Consider the following 22,348-nt stretch of genomic DNA (forward strand, 5'->3'; position numbering starts at 1 on the left):
GTTGTACAATTAGGGCGCTTTCTGAATCGCGCCACCAAAGCCGTGTCAACCCCCGAAACCGTTCTCGAATCCGCACCCTTCCCGATCGCTGAAATCACCGCCGAAGGCATCAAGCCCGATGAATACGTCGATATTGTGAATCGACTGGGCCGCCACCCCAACAAAGCCGAACTGGGGATGTTTGGTGTGATGTGGTCGGAACACTGCTGCTACAAGAATTCTCGCCCCCTGCTCAGCCAATTTCCCACCAGCGGCCCGCGCATCCTCGTGGGCCCCGGCGAAAACGCTGGCGTGGTGGATCTGGGCGATGGGCTGCACCTGGCCTTCAAGATCGAATCCCACAACCACCCGTCCGCCGTGGAACCCTTCCAGGGGGCGGCGACCGGCGTGGGCGGCATCCTGCGGGACATCTTCACCATGGGGGCCCGCCCGATCGCCATTTTGAATGCCCTGCGGTTTGGCTCCCTGGATGATGCCCGCAACCGCCGCCTGTTTGAAGGGGTGGTGGCTGGCATTTCCCACTACGGCAACTGCGTGGGCGTGCCCACCGTTGGCGGTGAGGTCTATTTTGACCCCGCTTACAGTGGCAACCCGCTGGTGAATGCCATGGCCCTGGGGCTGATGGAAACACCGGAAATCGTCAAGGCGGGAGCCTATGGCATTGGCAACCCGGTGCTGTACGTGGGATCCACGACGGGCCGCGACGGCATGGGCGGGGCCAGCTTTGCCAGCGCGGAGTTGACCGATGAGTCGATGGACGATCGCCCGGCCGTACAGGTGGGTGATCCGTTCCTCGAAAAGTCCCTGATCGAAGCCTGTTTGGAAGCCTTCAAAACCGGCGCAGTGGCAGCGGCCCAGGACATGGGCGCGGCGGGCATCACCTGCTCCACGGCGGAAATGGCGGCCAAGGGCGGCGTAGGCATTGATTTAGATCTCGACAAGATTCCCGTGCGCGAGTCGGGGATGGTTCCCTACGAATATTTGCTGTCGGAGTCCCAGGAGCGGATGTTGTTTGTGGCGCACAAGGGCCGCGAACAGGAGCTGATCGACATCTTCCATCGCTGGGGTCTGCAAGCGGTGGTGGCTGGGGAAGTGATCGAGGAGTCGATCGTCCGGATTCGGTTCCAGGGGGGAATCGCGGCGGAAATTCCGGCGACGGCCCTGGCGGACAACACCCCGATCTATCGCCGGGAACTGATGGCGGAAGCGCCGGCCTACGCCGAACAGGCCTGGGCTTGGTCGCCGGACTCGTTGCCCGCTTGTTCGGTGACAGGGTTGGGCGATCGCCCCTGGAGCGCGGTGCTGCAAAGCCTGCTGGAAACCCCCTCGATCGCCTCAAAATCCTGGGTCTATCGCCAATACGATCACCAGGTGCAAAACAACACGGTGATCGTGCCCGGTGGAGCCGATGCGGCGGTGGTGCGGCTGCGGCCCCAACTGGTGACCGACGCGACCACTCCCTTCAACAAGGGCGTGGCGGCCACGGTGGATTGCAATGCTCGCCATGTGTACCTCGACCCCTACCAAGGGGCCTTGGGTGTGGTGGCGGAGGCGGCCCGCAACCTGTCTTGCGTGGGGGCGGAACCGCTGGCCGTGACCGATAACCTCAACTTCGGCAGCCCCGAAAAGCCCGTGGGCTATTGGCAGTTGGCCAATGCTTGTCGCGGCCTGGCCGATGCCTGCCGGGAGTTGGGTACGCCGGTCACGGGCGGCAACGTGTCGCTCTATAACGAAACCTTGGATTCCGAGGGCAATCCCCAGGCGATCTATCCCACGCCCGTGGTGGGCATGGTGGGGGCGATCGAGAACATTCACCAAATCGCCGGCCAGGGCTTCCAAGGGGCGGGCGATGGCATCTATCTGCTGGGCGCGCAAGCTCCTGTCACCCTGGGCGCGTCGGATTATCTGGCGGCGATCCATGGCACGATCGCCGGTCGGCCGCCCGTGGTGGAGTTCGATCGGGAGCGGGCCGTGCAAGCCGCTTGTCGCAACGGCATTCGCCAGGGCTGGATTCGATCGGCCCACGACTGCGCGGAAGGCGGCCTGGCTGTCACCCTGGCCGAGTCCTGCATTAGCGGCAACCTGGGCGCAACGGTGACGATCGACCCCGGAGCCGATCGCTGGGATGCGGCCCTATTCGGCGAAGGCGGCGCGCGGATCGTGGTGTCCGTGGCGGGCGATCGGGCGGCTGATTTTGAAGCCTGGTTGACCGAGCAGCTCGGCTCCGATTGGGCCAAGCTGGGAACCGTCGGGGGCGATCGGCTGGTGATCAACGCACCGGACGGCGCAACGGCGATCGATGCGGCCCTGGCAACCATGACCGAAGGCTGGAGCGAGGCGATCGCCCGCCGGATGGAGCGGTTGGTTTAAGGGAGATTGCCCCGTCATCGTCATCTCGCGCCGATCGATCGCCCACCAAGGATCACTGCTGATCGTTATCGATTGATCGTTTGATCGTTCATCGATCGTCAGGTTGATGATCGATAACGATCAACTTGATGATCAACAACGATCAATCAGCAGTGCAATCAGGCGATGAACCGCTGATCAGCCACAGGGGCGAGCTTGGTGCTTGCCCAGCAAGCCGATCGGGAGCCAGCAGGATCATTGGAGACGCGATCGGGATGCCATGGAAATTGCCCCGATGATGATTGCCCTTGAATTCGCCATCGCCACAGCCGATCGATTCCGCAACTTCTGTTACTGTTAAGGCGGGATCGTTAAGAGCTTGTTAACTTCCTGAGTGGCCGATTTTTTGGCTTCCAATCGCTGCACCAGGAATCACCTGGCTCAGGAAACATTGCGCTAACCAGCCGCGCCAGCCTCACTCGATCGCGATTCTGACCGTCTTTTTGCTAATTCACCCGCTCTTGCTGCTAGGAGTCATTGTCGCCCAATGTTTCCCTCCGAGTCTGAAGACCTGTTCGATCTGATGGGCGATCGGCCCGACAAACCCGAAGAAGCCTGTGGCGTTTTTGGGGTTTACGCGCCGGGCGAAAACATCGCCACCCTTGCTTATTTTGGCCTCTTTGCACTCCAGCACCGGGGGCAAGAATCGGCGGGGATTGCCACCTTTGATGGCTCAACGGTGCATGTCCACAAGGACATGGGCCTCGTTTCGCAAGTCTTCAACGAAAAAATTCTGCAAGAGCTACCGGGAAATTTGGCCGTGGGCCACACCCGCTACTCCACCACCGGATCCAGCCGTCGTGTCAATGCACAACCGGCCGTGGTGAAAACGCGCTTGGGGTCTTTGGCCCTGGCCCACAATGGCAACTTGGTCAACACGGCGGAACTGCGAGATTCCTTGGCCGCCCGCAACTGTGAATTTGCCACCACCACGGACTCCGAGGCGATCGCGATCGCCATTGGCCAAGAGGTGGACAGCGGTTTGGGTTGGATGGAAGGGGCCATTCGGGCCTTCCAGCAATGCCAAGGGGCCTTCAGTTTGGTCATTGGGACTCCCGACGGCATGATCGGCACTCGCGACACCAACGGCGTGCGACCGCTGGTGATTGGCACGCTGCCCGGTGCGCCCGAGCGCTATGTGCTGGCTTCGGAAACCTGTGCCCTAGACATCATCGGCGCGGACTATCTGCGGGATGTGGAACCGGGGGAAATGGTTTGGATCACGAACGATGGTCTCGCCTCCTTCTTTTGGGCCACGCAGCCGGAGCCGAAGCTGTGCGTTTTTGAGATGATCTATTTCGCTCGCCCAGACAGCAAGTTCCACAACGACAGCCTCTATAGCTATCGGATGCGGTTGGGACGGCGTTTGGCGATCGAAACCCCGATCGATGCGGACATTGTGATTGCTGTGCCCGATTCCGGTGTTCCTGCCGCGATCGGCTATTCCCAGGTTTCGGGCATCACCTACGCCGAAGGGTTGATCAAAAACCGCTACGTGGGCCGCACCTTCATTCAACCGACCCAAACCATGCGGGAATCGGGAATTCGGATGAAGCTGAACCCGTTGCGGGATGTGCTCGCGGGCAAACGGGTGATTATTGTGGATGATTCGATCGTCCGGGGAACCACCAGCCGCAAGATCGTAAAAGCCTTGCGGGATGCGGGAGCCACGGAAGTTCACATGCGCATTTCTTCGCCGCCGGTCACCCATCCTTGCTTCTATGGCATCGACACGGATAACCAATCGCAACTGATTGCGGCCACCAAGTCAGTGCAGGAAATTGCCGATCAAATTGGTGTGGATACGCTGGCTTACCTGAGCGAAGAAGGGATGCTGGAAGCGACCCAAGATGCCACGCAGAATTTCTGTACGGCTTGTTTCAATGGTCGCTACCCAATTCCAGTGCCAGCCCTGTTGAAGCGATCGAAGCTGATGCTGGAAAAGCTGGAACCGGCTACGGTGGGTTCTTAATTCCAAGGGCCTGTTATCAGTGACCCATGCATTAACCAGGAATTAACTAATGGGGCGATCGAACTTCTCGATCGCCCCATTTTTGATGGTTTTGATAGTTGGGATGGTTTTGAATTGAATTGTGTTGAGTTGTTTTGAATTGGATTATTTCTAGGGGGTTTGGGGTTCCTGCTCGCCGGGTGAATTTTCCAAGGGCGGCAACTCCAGGGGAAGTAACTGCTGGGCCGGTGTGCGTATGTCGGTGGGTTGCTCAAAAAACAGCTCGATCGAGCGGTGAATTTTGGTTAGCACCGCCTCCGCCGTCGGATTTTCGCGGGGGTTATAGCTCCCCACCAGCAACAAACTCAAACGCGGGGTGACGGGAATCAGGGTGAGCCAGGTGCGATCGAACTCTGGGCCCGCTTCTGGTTTTGTGTCCTTTGCGTCTTTGGCCTCTGAACTCACCGGATTTGGCATCGCCTGATCCGAGATTACTTGATCTGCAATCACCCGATCTGAAATCACTCGATCTAAAACCATTCGCACAGCCGATCGCCCGGCCAAGCTCAGAGTCGATCGCTCGGTTAAGGTCAAGCCTGCCGCTTCTGCCCGAGTTGTTAAATCCGTTTCCGCCGCTTCCATGGATTGATCTAGCAGTACCAAATCCAACCGAATCAGCGATCGGGGCAGGGGTTTGGGTTGCCATCCTCGAGACGGGGCGATCGGCTCGCTATAGAACACCGAGTGATAATCCCGATGGAGCGGCATATTCCAATCGATCGGCAGTTCGATCGCCCAAAATCCTTGGGGATGGCGCACTTTGCGATATTGATAACGCCAGTCCAAGGGCGTTTGGGGCGCTTGCACAGCCGGCCCCGGCTCGGCCCCGGCTGGGGTCAGGATTCCACCCCACAGCCATCCCAGGCAGCCCACCAGCCCGATCGCTCGCCAACACCAACCACTCCGCACACCTTTCACCATTCCCAAATCCCGACTACCGCCGAATCATCGCCCAAACGCCGCCCATTTGCCCCGATCGCGCGATCGATCACTTCCCTAAAACTCCCTTTGTCCCACCACGCCTCAGGAATGCAACACAGTCGATACCCGATTAGCCATCATTCCGCTAGGCGGCCAGCGGTCGGTTATCTCGCCAGAGCCACCCCCGCTCCACAGGATAAGCTGGACAGTAAGCAAGCCAAGGCTTGCACGCTTTTGGATTTTGAGCCACTCCTGTTGCATTCAATTTGTATTCAATTTGCATTCAAACCGGATTGATTTGATCTCGAATCAGTACCGAATCAAGACTGAATCAAGACCGAATCAGTACCGCGTCAACATCGCGTCAACAGCGTTCCAGAACCATGAGTTTAGGTGATCAGTGGAATCGACTGACGGGCAAAAGCCGCTTCGTCGTCACCCGCATTTTTGTGCATCTAGCTGGGTCAGAAGTGGCCCCCTTGCTGGGCAAGCTCAACCAAATTGCTCGGGAGGCGATCGAAGCGGAAGGGGACTTGGACGTTTTGGGCCAGGGCCTGTCAGACCTTTGCGAAAGCCTGCTGCAATATCGAACCTATTGGCAGTCCGCCAGCAATGAGGGGGATGTGTTTTGGGATGAAGGAGAAGCGGGCGATCGGTTCAATGACCTATTCACCGACTCGGCGGCCCGCTATCTCAGTCAACCTGACCTGGATTTGCCCAGCCAACTGGATGACGACCTGCTGACCCTCCCGGCCACGAGCAACCTGTTGGTGATGTTGACGGTGGGCTATGAAGGCGAAGTCCCCAGCCTCGAAACCAACCTGGCCGATTCTGAAGCCTTAGCAACGGGTCTCAAGGCCCTGGCAAACCTCCACTACAATCAAAAATTGCGGGCTGTGCAGGTACACTTTGCCCCTGCCCGTCTGGGAGATGAGCTAACGAATGATCAGCTCCTGCAAAATTTCCCGGAACTGATTCCGCTGTAGAAACTCCCGCTTAGGGGGTCTTTTGGAGGAATGCCGTCCCATCGGAATCACAATCCGAGAAATCAGGGTCGGTCTTTTTTAATCAATGCTCGCTTGCTGTTTTGGCTTGCTGTTTTGGGGCTGCGGCTCTTGGTTCGGCCGCCACCGCGCGATCGATTCGTTGCTGGCGGATTGCAGACTTGGCCCATTGCCGGCTTGGCCCACAGAACTCAGCTTCTTGGCCGCCCAATGGCCTCAAGCGTGATTTTGTTGTTTTGAGATAGCCCTATGCTCCGAAAATTATTGGCTTTGGTACTGGCGATCGCGATCGCCTGGGTCACGATCACCGGCTCACCAACGGTGGTGCGAGCGGAAGCCTTGCCCAGCGCCATTGTGGCCGCCGCGCCTAGTGCTGCCAAATCCCTGCCCACGGGCGACTATCCGGTTCAGCAGGCCGCCTATGACGACGGCACGGGGGAATATGCCCTGATGCTGTTAAACACGCCCGCTGGTGCTTCGCCGGTTTTTCGTACCTCCGAGTTGCAGATGGCCCGGCTGGATGACGAGGCGATCGCCCAAGGGAAAAAGCCCTACCTGGCCATGAAAGACGGTCGGCCCGTGCTGTACCTCAACGAAGACTTCAAAATCGAATATCTCCATAGCGAAACCGCTGTCCAAACCAATCCCCAAACGGGTGAGCAACAAACGGTGATTGTTCGCCGTGAGTCTAGTTTCTGGTCTCCCTTTGCTGGGGCGATCGCGGGTCAAGTGGTGGCGAATGCTTTGTTTGCACCCCATTACGTGCTGCCCCCGGCCTATTTGCCCGGTCGCCCCTTGGTGGGCTACGGCGGCTATGGTCGCAGCTACGGTGATGCCATCAGCAGCTATCAAAACCGCTACAACGCTGCCCCCGTGGCCGAGCGCAACCGCCAGCAGTTCCGCGCCACCGGCAATGTGGCTCGCAACGCCACGGGGCTGAACCGCCCGGCCGCCAACAACCGAGCCAAGGCCACTGGCTCCGGCTTTGGGAGCAGCACCTTCCGCAGCACCCCTAACCGTCGCGTGGCTGCTCCCCGGCCCCGCAGCAGCTTTGGCAGCAGCTTTGGGCGATCGCCCGTGCGGATGCGATCGAGCTTTGGCAGCTTCCGCCGTCGGTAAGTAATTACTCCCAGTTGATTACTGATCTCAGTTGATTAGCGTCCCATTACCACCACCCGATGAACGGTGGTTTGCGGAACAATTTCCGAACAATTGCCAGCGTTACTCACCGTTTGGCATAGCGCGATCGATTCCTGAAACAGGGGAGTCGATCGCTTTTTGATCCCTGACTTTTTCAAACTGGCTAACTGCGTTGCTAACCGCTTGGCTAACTGCATTGCTAACCCCTGGCAAAATGGCTAGCAAAATGAGCAGCGATGCTGGGTTGCACGATGCAACAGCACCTCGTAGTGGCGATCGCGGATGTTATAAGCCCCAAATCGTTCCAAGTGTGGATTCATCATCTGGGCATCAAACAACAGAAAATCGCGACGGCGCAGATGCTCAACCAGCTTGACCATTGCCACCTTTGAGCCATCGGGAATTTGATAAAACATCGATTCGCCAATGAACGCCCCACCAATCACAATCCCCAAAACGCCGCCGGCCAGGTGGTCGCCCTGCCAGGTTTCAAAACTGTGGGCATAGCCAGCGCAATGGAGCGCCCAATAAATTTCCTTTAGCTCTTCCGAGATCCAAGTGGTGTCCCGATCGGCACAGCCTTCCACCACATCCCGAAATGCTCGATCGATCGCCACCGTAAACCGATTTTGATTCAGTACTCGCCGCAGGGACTTGGGATATCGGAAGCGATCGTCCAGCGGAATCAGTGTCCGTTCCCGGCTGCAATACCAGCCCAAATCGTTACCCGTTTCATCGGCCATTAAAAAATAGCCGCGCGAATAGCCAGCAATCAGCGCCGGAATATCGTATTGGGACATGCAGGAGTCGGTGGTGTTGCCCATCGGCCCTTGAAATAGCACAGTGGAGCCGATTCTAGCGCGATCGCCCGATCCCCATGCAACCAATCCTCTGAATCTCTGCAACTGATCAGCCAGCCCCATGCAAATTAGAAATACTTGTTTGGGCGATTTCGCTGCGATCGCTCGCTTCATCTCGCAATTGATGGCTTATTTCTATGTTTCGCTCCAACCAAGCGGTAACGTAATTTTAAAAGTCGTCCCCACATTAAGCTTGCTGTCTACTTTGATTGTTCCATGCTGCAAGTCTACAAAGCGCTTGACAATATTCAAACCCAAACCAGTTCCAGGAATATTACTGACATTCTTACCTCGACGAAAAGGTTCAAATAAGTGGGGTAAATCTTCGCGGGGAATGCCGATGCCTTGATCGCAAATTTGGAACGTCACCTGGCCACTGCGCTTTGACAGTCGCAAACAAATTGGGCTTTGATGGTGATGGGAATATCGAATTGAATTAGAGAGAATGTTGGTCAGAATCGATCGCAATAGTTTTTCGTCTAAATTGGCCATCACATGACGATGCCGACTCAACATCGATAGTGACTGTTGAGCAGATGTCGCCTGCATTTCTGCTACCAAGCCATGGCAAAACTGCACTAGCTCGATCGGCTGAGGTTGAACCATTAGCTTATGGGCCTCAGTTTTACCGATCACTAGAATGTCATCAATCATTTGAGTCATTCGCTCTACATCATTCTTGACTCCCTGAAGATAATTATGGCGCTGCTCATGGGAAAGCTGTGCATCGTAACGGTCAAGCGATGATGCTGACAGCAAAATATTATTGAGCGGATTACGAAATTCATGACAAACCATCGAAACAAAGCGAGATTTGAGATCGCTTAGCTCCTGTAGTTCTTGATTGGCACGATGAAGTTGAGCCGTGCGATCGCGCACTTTCAACTCAAGCTCTTCATTGGTTCGCTGCAACAAAGTCTCTGCCCATTTGCGTTGGGTAATATCTTGGAAGGTAACCACCGTTCCAATCACATTTCCCTGCTGATCTTGCATGGGCGTGCTGATATATTCAACGGGAAAACTCGATCCATCCTTGCGCCAAAAAACTTCCGTGTTGGCACGATGAATTCGTCCGTCTTGAAAAGCTTGATAGATTGGGCAGTCATGGATGGGATAGGGTTGGCCATCGGGTTTGGAATGATGCAAAACCGAATGCATAGACTGACCAATTAAGTCCTGAATTTCCCAACCAATCATGCTGGCCGCCGCTGGATTCACAAAGGTTACTCGACCTGCTAAATCCAGCCCATAGACCCCCTCGCCCACCGCATTCAGGATTAACTCATGCTGGCGACGCAGGGTTTCTAGGTCAGTTTCCGGCGATGCTCGTAAGGCGGAGATATGCGCCTCAGCCGGTGTCGTGGTCGGCTTTGAAACAGGCTGTGACCAATAATATTGCCGCATGATGTCCAGAATTCCTGACAAATTTTGCGACTGATGAGGATGTGTATCCTCTTACACTACACGGTTTGGAGAATACGCCCGAAACTTGGCCGGCATGGTACACCACCCAGGTCATTACTGTAAATCAGGCAGTTCATGACGAAAGTTTTGGTGATTGAAGACGAAGCGCAAACCCGCAGCATCTTCATGGGATGTCTGACGTTTGAGGGGTTTTGTGCGATTCAGGCTGAGAACGGTTCGATCGGGATCAAGTTAGCCCAAATGCATCTGCCAGATTTGATTATCTGCGACGTTATGATGCCTGATCTTGATGGTTACAGCGTTCTATCAGCCATTCGTCGCCATCCGGCCACCGCTGCAATTCCATTTATTTTCCTCACTGCCAAAGCAACCATGGCAGATTTGCGCCAGGGGATGGAATTGGGCGCAGATGATTATTTAACCAAGCCCTGTAGCGTTGAACAATTGTTGGCGGCGATCACTACTCGCCTAGAACGAAAAGCCCAATTGGCAGCGAGTTTTCATGCATCCCCAGCAGAAAGCAAAATAAACAGTCAATCCGAAAACGGAATTTTTCCTGACTGTTCTCGTTTATCACAAGTATTTGCATTCATTGAAGCTAATTATCACCGCCCGATCGGGTTAAATGATGTGGCCAAGGCGGTCGGCTATTCACCTGCCTATTTAACGAATTTGACCCAAGAGCTAACGGGCTACAGCATCAAGCGTTGGATTACGGAACGCCGTATGTCCCAGGCACGAATGTTACTTTGTGAAACCGATCAACCCGTGCGCCAAATTGCAGCGGGAGTGGGCTATGCAGACGTGGCTTACTTCACTCGCCAATTTCGGCAGCTCTATGGCGATCCGCCCCAGTCCTGGCGAAACTCTGTGCGACTACGATTCGCATAGGAATGGTATTGAATACAACAAAATAGATCAATTATTTGTGTATAGAACTATCTCTGCATAAAGCGCAGATGTGATTCCAGAATTTCAGAAAAATTGACGCTTTTTGCTTAATTTTTCCGAAATTAGGGACTTCTAGCGCATTATTTTCCAAATGAGAATTTTCTAAACTTCCCACAAAGTTCTAGGTTGTTCTTTGAAGAGCGAAAAAAAATCCTACTCTTGCCAAAAAAATTCTAATGCGATCGCCCATTGTTCCTTGGTATTGTGCAAAGCAACAGACCCGAATGTTGTCCTGCGCAATACCAATTGGAGCAGCTCATGTCATCAGTGGATATTCGCTCTCAGGCTCAAGTCGAACTCAGTCGTTGTCCCTGCGGAGGAACTCATTTTCCTCAGGATCACTGGCAAGCGGCCGAAGGAATGCCCCACGATCCAGCAGAACTCGTTAATGATCTCATTCGGATGGGTTTGTACAAGCCTGAAACCCTAGAGCTGGCCAGGACACTGACTGAAGTGGAGATGAAAGAAGCGCTGCTGCTGCGACAAATGGGCGGCAACCCAGAGCGAGAACGCTTTTGTCAGGCGCTGATTAAGGAAGCAGGCGGGCTTGATCAGGTATTTGCAGCCGCATTCGGTGTTCACTCCACGGAATTTTTTAGCAACACCATTCACAACAGTGAATTTAGCCGACGAGAATTCCTAAAACGGGTGGTGGTGGCTGGAGCATTGATCGCCGCTGCTAGCTGCGGCCCACAACAGGGTCAAGCCCCTACAACAGATCAGTCCCCTGCGGCGGATGCGCCAACGAATTTGGAGAAAAAGGATTTAACGATCGGGTTCATTCCTATCACCTGCGCCACCCCGATCGTGATGTCGGAGCCGCTGGGTTTCTACAGCAAATATGGCTTGAATGTGCAAGTGAAAAAGATGCCCAACTGGGCCGCTGTTCGGGACTCCGCGATCGCGGGTGAACTCGATGCTTACCACATGCTTTCTCCCATGCCGATCGCGATCACCCTCGGCTTAGGTTCAGCAGCATTTCCTATCAAGCTGGCCAGCATTGAAAACATCAATGGTCAGGCAATTACCGTTGCTGCCAAGCATAAAGGCAAGGTGAAGGAAGCCAAAGACTTCAAGGGCTTCAAAATTGGCGTGCCCTTCCCATTTTCGATGCACAATATGCTGATTCGCTATTACCTAGCGGCTGGGGGACTGAATCCAGATAAGGATGTGCAAATTTCACCCGTGCCACCGCCGGACAGTGTTGCCAAAATGGCAGCAGGTGAAATTGATGCCATGTTGATGCCTGATCCCTTCAATCAACGGGCTGTTTTTGAACAGGTTGGGTTCATTCACATGTTGACGAAAGATCTGTGGGATGGACACCCCTGCTGTGCTTTTGCCGCTAGTCAATCGTGGATTGATGCAAATCCCAACACCTTCCGGGCCGTAAACAAGTCGATTATTGATGCGGCTGCCTATGCAAATACGCCAGCTAATCGTCCTGAAATTGCCAGGGCTTTGATTGAGCGTAAGTATCTCAATCAACCCTTGCCTGTGGTGGAAGCTGTGCTAACGGGCAAATTTGAAGATGGGCTGGGCAATACGCAGGATGTGCCCGATCGCATCGGGTTTGATCCCTATCCTTGGAAGAGTTTTTCCAAGTGGATTGCAGCACAATTAGTCCGCTGGGATCTGATGCCCAAAGACAAGGCAGATTACGACAAGATGGCCCAAGATATCTTCTTGACGGATTTGGCAGCGGAACTGCAAAAAGAACTGGGTCAAACGCCGCCCAGCACTGTCGAGCGGTCTGAAAAGCTGAAGTATGACACCTTCGATCCCAAAGACCCTGCTGCTTACGTTGATGAGCAAATCAAGCGGTTTAAAGTCTAGCGAGGTTTACCATCGTGACCAATGAAGTACTCCGCTCTGCTCCATCAAAGGTTAAGCCATTTCGGCTGAATACCGACCAACAAGCCTTCTTGTTGTTTGTGGGAATTCTGCTAGTGTTTTTGGGTCTGTGGGAGTTGGGCGCAAATTCCAAACTCTTCTTGCCCATCATGCCCTCTGCTAGCCAAACGATCGCCGATCTTTGGTTTTGGATCTCGAACCCATTTTTTGATAATGGGCCCAATGATCAGGGCATTGGTCTTTTGTTATTGACCAGTTTGCGCCGAGTTTTGAGTGGGTTTTTGATTGGCACGGCGATCGCCATTCCCCTGGGAATTTTGATTGGTCTATCGCCCGTGGTTTCCAAAGCCGTTGACCCCTTCATTCAAATTCTGCGTCCTGTTTCTCCGCTCGCCTGGCTGCCATTGGGTTTGGCACTCATGCGAGATTCGGAAAGAACAGCCCTGTTTGTCATCGCAATCACCAGCATCTGGCCGACCCTAATTAACACCAAGTTCGGGGTCAGTAATGTAGATCCAGCCTATCTGAACGTGGCCCACACCTTAGGCGCTTCCCGCTGGCGAATCGTTACCAAAGTGATTTTGCCGGCTGCTGCCCCCAACATTGTGTCCGGGCTACGAATTAGCCTAGGAATTGCTTGGTTGGTGATTGTGGCGGCGGAGATTCTGTTGAGTGGTGGAATTGGCTATTTCGTTTGGAATGAATGGAATAACTTGAAGATCACCAGCATCATTACTGCCATCTTGATTGTTGGGCTGGTAGGGCTGCTGATGGACTACCTATTTGGTGTATTACAACATCGAGTTTCCTTTGGTCAAAGGTCTTAATCCATGCAAGTTCCTGCATCTAAAATGGCGCTCCCCTCCCTTGAAACGCCTGTAGCGCATCTGACACTGCACGGTATTTCCAAAGTATTCCCGGGACGCACGGGCACAATGGACAAATTGCTGCGGCGCACCTCAAAATCTTTTGTGGCGATCGCGGATATTGATCTGGAAGTGGAGCCTAACACCTTCGTTTCGATCATTGGGCCATCGGGTTGTGGAAAGTCCACGTTGCTGAACATTATTGCGGGATTATCTCAGCCCACCACGGGACAAGTCAGCATCAATGGTCAGCCGGTTTCTGCACCTGGGCCCGATCGCGGCGTTGTGTTTCAAAACTATGCCCTGATGCCCTGGATGACGGTTGCCGAAAACATCGATTTTGCGGTGGAAACAGTCTACCCAACCATGGGAATTGCCCAACGGAAATCGATCGTCCAAGACTACATCGGTTTGGTGGGGCTACGGGGAGCTGAGGCTAAACACCCCCATGAACTTTCAGGGGGAATGAAGCAACGGGTAGGCATTGCTAGGGCGCTGGCAATCAATCCACAAATTTTGTTGATGGATGAACCCTTTGGCGCTTTGGATGCGCTCACACGCGGTTTTCTCCAAGACGAAATTGAGCGAATTTGGGAGCAAGAACGGAAGACCGTGATCTTGATTACTCACAGCATTGAAGAAGCGCTGCTGTTGTCTGACAAGATTGTGATGATGACACGGGGCCCGGCTGCGGGCATTGCTCAGGTGCTGGATGTGCCATTTCCTCGGCCGCGCCGTCGGGAAGAACTGGATCAATATCCGGGCTATCACGAACTGAAAGCGGCCATGGAACAGCATTTGTCCTACGAAACACGGGCTGTGGAAGAGTCTCGGGTGCGGAAATAACCACCGTTGGCCGCAGACAGAATCAACCCCGTCAAAATCAGCAACGCAACCCAAACATTGAAAGGAAAAAATATGTCTACCACTGAAATTCCCGCAATCACCGCAACCCTATTGGCAGCTAAAAAGGCAAAGGGGGTGACATTCACGGAGCTAGAACAGGCGATCGGTCGGGATGAAGTGTGGATTGCAGCGGTGATCTATCGCCAAGCTTCTGCCTCTGCTGATGAAGCTAGCAAGCTGCTCAACGCTCTGGGACTCAGCGAAGATTTAGTGCCAGAACTGACAGAATCTTCGGTCAAAGGGCTGGGGCCCGTGGTTCCTACCGATCCGCTGATTTATCGGTTCTACGAAATCATGCAGGTCTATGGAATGCCGATGAAAGCTGTGATTCATGAGAAGTTTGGTGATGGGATCATGAGCGCGATCGACTTCACCTTGGACATTGAAAAAGAAGAAGATCCCAAGGGCGATCGCGTGAAAATCACCATGAATGGAAAATTCCTGCCCTACAAAAAATGGTAACCAGGAGCATCAACCATGAAACAGCGCCATGCTGCTGCTAGGTCAACAGCTAAAACTGACTGGCTAGCCTACATCACCAAAATCTTAGCTTTCATCGGACTTTGGCAAGTCATTTCTAACAGTGCCCAGTTGTTGACTCATTGGTTTTGATAGGTGCAAACTTTGGTGTGGAAGCGATGCGATGCATTACTTCCACACTAAGATCAGCAATGAAATCGATATTCTTAAACAGGGCGATCGGCTTGTAGTTTCTTCAACGCTCTTCCTGATCCCCGGTTCCGTACTATCTTGGCCAGCCCGTAACCAGCTACATCAACAAAATGCTTTATCGCATCCCTTTTTTGTTCATATTAAACCCATAAACGTAAAGGTCAGCAAAGCGATATCGCTCATCCTTAGGTCGCCATTCCGCCAGCCCGATTCACTTCAAAAGCCAACGATTTTCTCGCATGGTAGGGTTCCCGTCTGGTGTTCCGGCCCTCGTAGATCACTGAGCTTTTGGTAAATAGCGTTTCTTCAAAACATAAACTATGGCTTGGCAATACTCCTTAAAGTATCCATCCGAGTCACGGCTACTATATCGTTCTATTTGCTTTTGGATAAATGCTTTGGTAACAGTTTTTGTTTTAAAAGCTTTCTGAATCATTTTCTCTATTTCCTTGAGGGTGTCACGTCTCCCGTTGACCAAAACAGGTGAATTCAGATTCAGTGTCTGAATATCTTCCTCTACATCAAGGTTATTTTGACCGTCTACTCTTCCACTGGGACGGTATCTGATAGCGGATTCACACCTCTGATCGCGTGGATCGAGACAATTTAATTCTTGATTAGATTTAGCATTTTCATGATCGCAGTGATAGGAGATATTTTTTCCATCCGCTGACCTCCCCTGGCAAACAGCTAATAAGTTTTTGTAATCAAGAGCCAGAGCAGGGTATAGGGACTGTGGTAAATAATGTTCGATATGTGGTGGTGCGCTCGAATTTTTCTGAATTCTACGCATACAGTAGCAACAGATTGCTCCCTGCTCTTTTACCAAGTCTTCTAAGAGTCTAGCTTTAGGCACATCACTGGCTTCATAGCCTTCTTTTGCAGACATGCCAGAAGCTTGAACCTTTGCACAGTATTCCTGCCAGTAAGTAGGCTCTTTTTTGGCTTTTGAGATATATTTCATAAATCTTTGCGATCAGCTCGTTAGCTCAGGGTAAGAAGGATTTTCCTCAAGAAAATCAATCATGGTTTTAAGATGAATGATATCTGGATCATTGTTACCCAAAACCTCGTTGAGTGCTTTCAGCTTTAGCTTGGCTTCTTCTAGATTTTCATCATCAACGAGGCAAAAGCATTCATCAATTTTTTCCTGAATTTTAGGCATCCGATCAGAGACATCCATTAATTCTCGAAGAATTGAATTGGTATCTCTACCGTGGGTATAGCCAGGATTGTAGATCACTGAGCCACCATCTAGGACAAAGATTGATTCGCTAGGTACTGAACTAATGACCTGAGGTGAATGAGTTGTCACAATAAACTGACAGTTGGGAAAAGTTGATGTCAACGCAGGTAAAACCATACGTTGCCAGGTGGGATGTAAATGTGCATCAATTTCGTCAATTAAAATAATTCCTTTTCCCTGCAAAGCCTCTTCAGGCGTACTAAAGAAAGGATTGAAAACAGCCATGCGACGAGCAATATCAAGCACCAGCACCAACAGCATTTTCTCTCCATCAGAGAGTTGCTGAACCTTTAATCTGGCTGACTCTTTTTGAACTGTTAGTAAGGTTCTAGGGTTCCAAAGATTTTTCTGTAATCGTAAAGCCTGAACTTCTCGAAAAAAACTACCACCAATCTGCTTAGAAAATGTTTCTAGTGCAGACCTGACAACTTGTAAGTTGGGTCGTCGATATTCAATATTGAATGTTAATCGTTCAGCATTTTCAATATCTTCTTCACTCTTGAACCATTCAGAAAGAGAAGTAATATCTTGAGATGAAATGCTAAATGAGTTGGGATAGTCGCCATAAGGAGACTGCAAGCTATAGATTGGGGGTCGAGTTCGTCGATTATGCGACGAATAAACTTCTGTTCTTCTAGCTCGATAGTATGCTATTACCGGCAAGAATCGGATATCAATTGCTTTTGAGGAATTAAATTGTTCAGAATTGATACCAACTGACTTAAAGTAATCGGATAACTCTTGAGCATGAATTGACAAAAGAAAATCGGTATTGGCTTGTTTATCTACATCCGCCAAGCCAAAAAGTGATAACTGTTGGATGTATTGTGCATATCCAATCGACCATGAAATTGTTTTATAGTCATCTCCCCAGTCGGCTGCTATAAGGAGGTGGTCAGAGTCAACCTGAATATCATCAGGATGAATATCAAATTGGTGCAAGTCACGAAGAGACCACTCAACATTTTCGTCTTGTAGCGAGTAAAGACTATAAACAAAACCTTGCAGCGCTACAGATAGAGCATCAAGGATGGAAGATTTGCCAGCACCATTTATTCCGACAAAAACACTTAGATTGCGATTTTCTTTTGGAAAGTCGATGTTGAGGTTTTGAAAGCCTCGATAATTTTCTAGCGCTAGACGTTTTATATACATTTCAAACCATATCCTTCCACAAACAAAAGCATGGAGACAGAAGACCTATCTCCATGCTAGCAATCAGCGCTGGGTATGCCAGCCGAAGACGTTATTCAATGCCTTCGATTCGGTCTTCCACTTCTTGGTAGAGATCCCGCAGGCGATCGAGGTTTTCGTCGCTCGTATCCCAGTAGCCACGGCCGTTGGCTTCCAGCAACGTGCCCAGCATTCGGCGGAAAGAGTGAGGGTTGAGATCCATCAGCCGCTTGCACATTTCGGGGTCGGCGATAAAGGTGTCGTTTGTGTCTTCGTAGACCCAGTTGTCCACCGCGTCCGCCGTGGCGCTCCAGCCCAGGGTGTTGTTCAGGCGCTTGGCCAGCTCGCGTACCCCTTCGTAGCCGTGGACAGCATCCCTTCGTACCACTTGGGATTCAACATCTTGGTGCGGGCATCCAGGCGGACGGTTTCCGACAGGGTGCGCACCTGGGCGTTGGCGGTGCTGGTGTCGGCCATGTAGGCGGCGGGCTTTTTGCCGTCACCGCGCAGGCTGGCCACCACCTTGGTCGGGTCGGAGTCGTAGTAGTGCGACACGTCGGTCATGGAAATTTCCGACGAATCCAGGTTTTGGAAGGTCACATCGACGGTCTTTAGGGCGCGTTCCAGCAACTCGCGGGACTGCTCCATTTCGCCGGGGTTGTCGGCGGAGAAGGCGAAGGACTTGCGCGATAGGTACATGTCTTGCAGGTCTTTTTCCTGTTCCCAGGTGCCGTTTTCTACTGCCAGACCGACGTTGGTGGAGTAGGAGCCGGAGGAGTTGGTGAACACGCGGGTGGCGGCTTGGCGCAGGTTGATGCCGAGTTCTTGTGCTTGGGCCATGGCGTGCTTGCGAACGAAGTTCATTTCCAACGGCTCATCGGCTTCGGCGGCCATCTTGACGGCGCGATCGAGCAGGGCCATTTGGTTCACAAACAGATCCCGGAACACGCCGGAGCAGGTGATCACCGTATCAATCCGGGGGCGACCCAGTTCCTCAAGGGAAACGAGTTCCAGCTTGTTGACGCGACCCAGGGCATCGGGCACGGGCTTCACGCCCACCAGCCAGAGGATCTGCGCCAGGGATTCGCCGTAGGTCTTGATGTTGTCAGTGCCCCAGAGGACGCAGGCGATCGTTTCGGGGTATGCGCCACCGTTTTCTTGGCGTTGGCGATCGAGTAGCCGATCGACCACCACCTTGGCCGACTGTACCGCCGCTGTGGTCGGAATCGACTGGGGATTCAGGGCGTGCATATTCTTGCCCGTGGGCAGCACTTCCGGGTTGCGCACCGGGTCGCCGCCGGGGCCGGGCAGGATGTATTCCCCTTCGAGGGCCCGCAGCAGGGAGGCCATTTCGTTGTCGGCCACGATTTGCTGGAGGCAGAATTCCAGGTACTCGAACAGGGGCTTCAGGGAGTCGCGATCGACGTTGTTAAACCCAGCCTCGCTCAGGGCTTCAACCCAGGGCTGCTTTTGCGTGCCGAAGCCGAAGAAGTTGAACTTGGCTAGCTTCGAGAGGCGACCATCGGTGTCGATTTGGGCATCAACCATGGCCTTCACCGCCGTGCGGGTGGCCAGGGTGATTTGTTGCAACAGTTCCACATCGGCCAGCACGCCCTTATCGCTGTTGCGATAGATCTCTTCGATGTCGCGATAGATGCTGTTGGCGATGATCCGGGGCAGGGCGATGATCCCGTCTTCGGGGCGATCGAGGGCGGCAATGTTCACCAGGGTGGCCACTGCTTCTTCGGCCGGTGGGGCTTACCGATCACGTGCAAACCGCAGGGCAGCAGGCGCGATTCGATTTCCATCAGCTTGCGGTAGACGGAACCCACCACCGTGTCCCGTTGCTCGGAACTCAGATCTTTCCCAGCCGTTTCCGGCAGTTCCACATCCTTGTCCAGGTTGACGGCGCGGGCTTGCTCGATAATCGCATCGACGATCGAGGGGCCGCGGCCCGTGTCCTTCAGGGTTTGGTAGGAGCCAATCAGATCGCTCAGTTCCTTCAGACCCTTGTAGAGACCCGCGTTTTCGGCGGGCGGAGTCAGGTAGGAAATCGTTTCCGCATAGCCCCGGCGCTTAGCGATCGTCGCTTCGCTGGGGTTGTTGGCGGCGTAGTAGTAGAGGTTGGGGATCGAGCCGATCAGGCTGTCGGGATAGCAGTCGTTGGACATGCCGATTTGCTTACCGGGCATGAACTCCAGCGAACCGTGCGTTCCAAAGTGCAGCACCGCATCTGCGCCCCAGACCTTTTCCAGGTAGGTGTAGTAGGCGGCGAATCCGTGGTGGGGGCTAGCCGATCGCGAGAACAGCAGCAACATCGGGTCGCCTTCGTAGCCGAAGGTGGGCTGCACACCAATGAACACGTTGCCGAAATGCTTCCCGAACACCAGCAGGTTTTGGCCGTCGCTGTTCAGGTTGCCTGGCGGTTTGCCCCAGTTCTCTTCCAGCTTCTTGGAATAGGGGGTGAGCTTTTCGTATTCCGCCACGCTCATTCGGCAGGCGACGTTCAGCTCGGGGCTGGCGTATTGGCTGGGCATCCTTCAGGACGGCTTCCATCAGCTCCTTGGGCGACTCGGGCACGTCTTGCACGTCGTAGCCTTCGCGCTTCAGCCCTTGCAGCACTTCGTGGATCGAGCCAAACACGTCCAGATAGGCCGCCGTGCCCACGTTGCCCTTGTCCGGTGGGAAGCTGAAGACGGTGATCGCCACTTTCTTGTGCAGCTTCGGTTTGCGGCGCAGGTTGGCCCACTTGAGGGCACGCTCGGCGATCGCCTGGATGCGGTCTTGCAGGGCGATCGCCTTGCCGGTGTTGCCGTCGCGACCGGAGACAATAATCGGCTCGATCGCCCATCCAACTCAGGAATCGCGATTTGCAGCGCCACTTGGATTGGTGCAAGCCCAGCTCGCTTTCTTCCCACTCTTCGGTGGTTTGGAACACCAACGGCAGCGCCACCATGTAGGGACGGTTCAGCCGCTTCAAGGATTCGATCGCCTTCGGGTGATCCTGCTGGGCCGGTGACCCACCAGGGCAAACCCCGTCAACGACACCACCGCATCGACGATCGTGGTCGGTTCGCCGCCGTTCTTGCTCGGCAAATAGAAATACTCATCCACCGGCTTCGAGAAGTCCAAGCCCCCCGCAAACACCGGGATCACCTTCGCGCCCTGGGCTTCAAACTCTTGCACCATGCCCACATAGTGCGCATCATCACCTGTCACCAAGTGCGTCCGCTGCAACACCAACCCCACACAGGGCGCATCGGGATCACGCACCGCATCGGGCACGACTGACGAGCTGCGATACCAAGCCAAATACTCGTTCGTATCCTCAAACATCTTGGGAGCTAGCGGGTGCCAAATTCCCATGTCGGGATAGGTGACCGGCTCGGCATAATCCAAATCAATCTTTTCGCGTGACTGATCGCGACCCGATTTGTCCGTTTTAAAGACATACTTATCGGCCAGCATTAGCAGGAAGTTTTCCAGGTTCTCCGGCGAACCACCCAGCCAATATTGGAAGCTGAGCATGAAACTGCGGGCATCCTGCGCCTTTTCCACGGGCAGGAATTTCAGCACGTTCGGCAGCGTCCGCAGCAGCTTCAGCATCGCGTCTTCAAAGCCGCTGCCGTTTTGCTGTTTGCGCTTCTTCATGAACTCGCCGATCACGCTCTTGGACTGACCCAATTGCGCCATCGAGAAGGTGCCCAGCTTGTTCAGCCGCATCACGGGGGGCATGGAGGGGAAAACCACGGCCGCATCGAGGCGATCTCGGTGGGGCTGCACGGCGGCCACCACCTTTTCGGCCAGGTCTTCAATAAAGATCAATGAAGCAATGAAGATGTTGGCTCTGGCCACATCATCACAAAAGGCTTCGTAATTTTCGGGGCTACGCAGCTCTTCAATCAAATAGCCGCTGATTTCTACGGCCACATTCGGATTGTTGGCATTAATCGACTTGACTGCTGCCGTCAAGGCGCTCTGGTACTGCGCTTCCAGAACGACGTAGACCACCTTGACTAAAGACCGCCCCCGAAGATCTTCGGGTTGGACGTGGCGCACGGCGGGCTTGACGTAGGTGAACATCCGGTACTCTCTCCTGCGGCTGGGTTGGATGAGGATGGAAACTCGAAAACGCTTGCTCTCTAGGCACTTTTACCAGATTGCCGATTGGCGCTGATTTGCAATTCTAGGATTTGACACAATTCGATAAAAATAATCCTGCTAATTATTTCAGTTTGTTGCAAATTGGAAACTGTGAGCTATTTCCATTCGGCAGATTTGTCTTGAGTCATTGATGGGCTGGATCTTTAATTGGGAGGGGTTTTTACAGGTTTCGGAATCGACAGAAACGAGAATCTTTTGCAATTAGGATTCAGCTAAAAATATGGACAAAACCAAAATCATTCTGCCACTAACTGGCACAAGCTTCTCTGAAATGGGGTCGATTTGATTGGGCTGGCTTGGGTCAATCCTTAAGAATTAGCGATCGCCATGGGTCACAAAACGAGCTATCCCAAGCACTTTGGGTGATCGCCTGGGGCCTTTGGCATCCTGCTTGGGAAGATTGGGAACTGAGCACGGCGCGAAGGACCAATTAAACTGGCAAAAATTGAGCAAAAGCCAGCGATTTTGGTGATTAATCGATTTGTGATCTTGATTAATCCATGTTGATCTATTTTGGTTAATTTAAATTCGTTAAATTAGCCTATTAGCCTTTGATCTTTAATTTTCTGATCAAATAAGCTTTGGGTTTGCCAATTTCTAATCAGCTAAAGCTGGTAACTAAATTACTTTATTGATCAACTGCGATGGTTTTTTCAGAAAATATTCAAATGGAGGAAAAGAGTCGATAGTGAGTTTAATTGGAGATTATTCAAAGGTTATCGAAATTGCTTGAATCATTTGAATTT

Annotated in this window: 15 protein-coding genes and 1 pseudogene; 9 read left to right on the plus strand and 7 right to left on the minus strand. The window is 53.1% G+C overall.

Annotated features, from left to right (window positions below):
- The first annotated feature begins 42 nt into the window (after positions 1–42).
- Together purL and purF are read left to right on the plus strand one after the other, a co-directional pair.
- The gene (purL, locus tag ACZA91_RS18770) at positions 43–2,370 is read left to right on the plus strand and encodes a phosphoribosylformylglycinamidine synthase subunit PurL (RefSeq protein ID WP_463186477.1); all 2,328 of its coding nucleotides are present in this window, start codon (positions 43–45) and stop codon (positions 2,368–2,370) included.
- 526 nt (positions 2,371–2,896) lie between these two features.
- Positions 2,897–4,381, plus strand: a complete 1,485-nt coding sequence (gene purF, locus ACZA91_RS18775; protein ID WP_190355122.1) for an amidophosphoribosyltransferase — start codon at positions 2,897–2,899, stop codon at positions 4,379–4,381.
- A gap of 150 nt (positions 4,382–4,531) precedes the next feature.
- Here the strand turns inward: purF and ACZA91_RS18780 are convergent, their stop codons facing one another.
- The gene (locus ACZA91_RS18780; protein WP_463184047.1) at positions 4,532–5,341 is read right to left on the minus strand and encodes a hypothetical protein; all 810 of its coding nucleotides are present in this window, start codon (positions 5,339–5,341) and stop codon (positions 4,532–4,534) included.
- Positions 5,342–5,724: 383 nt separating this feature from the next.
- On the opposite strand from ACZA91_RS18780, the gene ACZA91_RS18785 reads away from it, so the two are divergent.
- Together ACZA91_RS18785 and ACZA91_RS18790 are read left to right on the plus strand one after the other, a co-directional pair.
- Positions 5,725–6,327: a DUF1517 domain-containing protein gene (locus ACZA91_RS18785; RefSeq protein ID WP_099532910.1), complete on the plus strand. Its 603-nt coding sequence runs from the start codon at positions 5,725–5,727 to the stop codon at positions 6,325–6,327.
- A gap of 267 nt (positions 6,328–6,594) precedes the next feature.
- Positions 6,595–7,464, plus strand: coding sequence for a hypothetical protein (locus ACZA91_RS18790; RefSeq protein WP_463184049.1), 870 nt, complete (start codon positions 6,595–6,597; stop codon positions 7,462–7,464).
- A gap of 35 nt (positions 7,465–7,499) precedes the next feature.
- Here the strand turns inward: ACZA91_RS18790 and ACZA91_RS18795 are convergent, their stop codons facing one another.
- The 3 genes from ACZA91_RS18795 to ACZA91_RS18805 form a co-directional block, all read right to left on the minus strand.
- A complete protein-coding gene (locus ACZA91_RS18795) occupies positions 7,500–7,682 on the minus strand; it encodes a hypothetical protein (protein WP_463184050.1) in 183 nt (60 codons plus the stop codon).
- 21 nt (positions 7,683–7,703) lie between these two features.
- Positions 7,704–8,285, minus strand: coding sequence for a leucyl/phenylalanyl-tRNA--protein transferase (gene aat, locus ACZA91_RS18800; protein ID WP_099532922.1), 582 nt, complete (start codon positions 8,283–8,285; stop codon positions 7,704–7,706).
- Positions 8,286–8,480: 195 nt separating this feature from the next.
- Positions 8,481–9,770: a PAS domain-containing sensor histidine kinase gene (locus ACZA91_RS18805; protein ID WP_463184052.1), complete on the minus strand. Its 1,290-nt coding sequence runs from the start codon at positions 9,768–9,770 to the stop codon at positions 8,481–8,483.
- A 114-nt stretch (positions 9,771–9,884) separates the two neighbouring features.
- Between ACZA91_RS18805 and ACZA91_RS18810 the strand changes: the two genes are divergently transcribed.
- From ACZA91_RS18810 to cynS, 5 genes are all read left to right on the plus strand, one after another.
- Positions 9,885–10,661 carry a response regulator transcription factor gene (locus ACZA91_RS18810; RefSeq protein WP_463184054.1) on the plus strand — a complete coding sequence of 259 codons (777 nt, stop codon included), beginning with the start codon at positions 9,885–9,887 and terminating at the stop codon, positions 10,659–10,661.
- Between the two features lie 420 nt (positions 10,662–11,081).
- Entirely contained in the window at positions 11,082–12,557 is a 1,476-nt protein-coding gene (locus ACZA91_RS18815; protein WP_463186478.1) for an ABC transporter substrate-binding protein, read from the plus strand.
- A 14-nt stretch (positions 12,558–12,571) separates the two neighbouring features.
- A complete protein-coding gene (locus ACZA91_RS18820) occupies positions 12,572–13,402 on the plus strand; it encodes an ABC transporter permease subunit (protein WP_190355129.1) in 831 nt (276 codons plus the stop codon).
- Between the two features lie 24 nt (positions 13,403–13,426).
- The gene (locus tag ACZA91_RS18825; RefSeq protein WP_463186479.1) at positions 13,427–14,287 is read left to right on the plus strand and encodes an ABC transporter ATP-binding protein; all 861 of its coding nucleotides are present in this window, start codon (positions 13,427–13,429) and stop codon (positions 14,285–14,287) included.
- A gap of 72 nt (positions 14,288–14,359) precedes the next feature.
- Positions 14,360–14,809: a cyanase gene (cynS, locus tag ACZA91_RS18830; RefSeq protein WP_190355131.1), complete on the plus strand. Its 450-nt coding sequence runs from the start codon at positions 14,360–14,362 to the stop codon at positions 14,807–14,809.
- A gap of 487 nt (positions 14,810–15,296) precedes the next feature.
- On the opposite strand, the gene ACZA91_RS18835 is transcribed toward cynS, so the two are convergent.
- The 3 genes and pseudogenes from ACZA91_RS18835 to ACZA91_RS18845 form a co-directional block, all read right to left on the minus strand.
- Entirely contained in the window at positions 15,297–15,983 is a 687-nt protein-coding gene (locus tag ACZA91_RS18835) for a retron system putative HNH endonuclease (RefSeq protein ID WP_463184058.1), read from the minus strand.
- A gap of 12 nt (positions 15,984–15,995) precedes the next feature.
- Positions 15,996–17,420, minus strand: coding sequence for an AAA family ATPase (locus ACZA91_RS18840; protein ID WP_463184060.1), 1,425 nt, complete (start codon positions 17,418–17,420; stop codon positions 15,996–15,998).
- 91 nt (positions 17,421–17,511) lie between these two features.
- Positions 17,512–21,521: pseudogene (locus ACZA91_RS18845) on the minus strand (magnesium chelatase subunit H).
- Positions 21,522–22,348: the final 827 nt, after the last annotated feature.

It is taken from the genome of Limnothrix sp. CMB-01 (assembly GCF_055193175.1).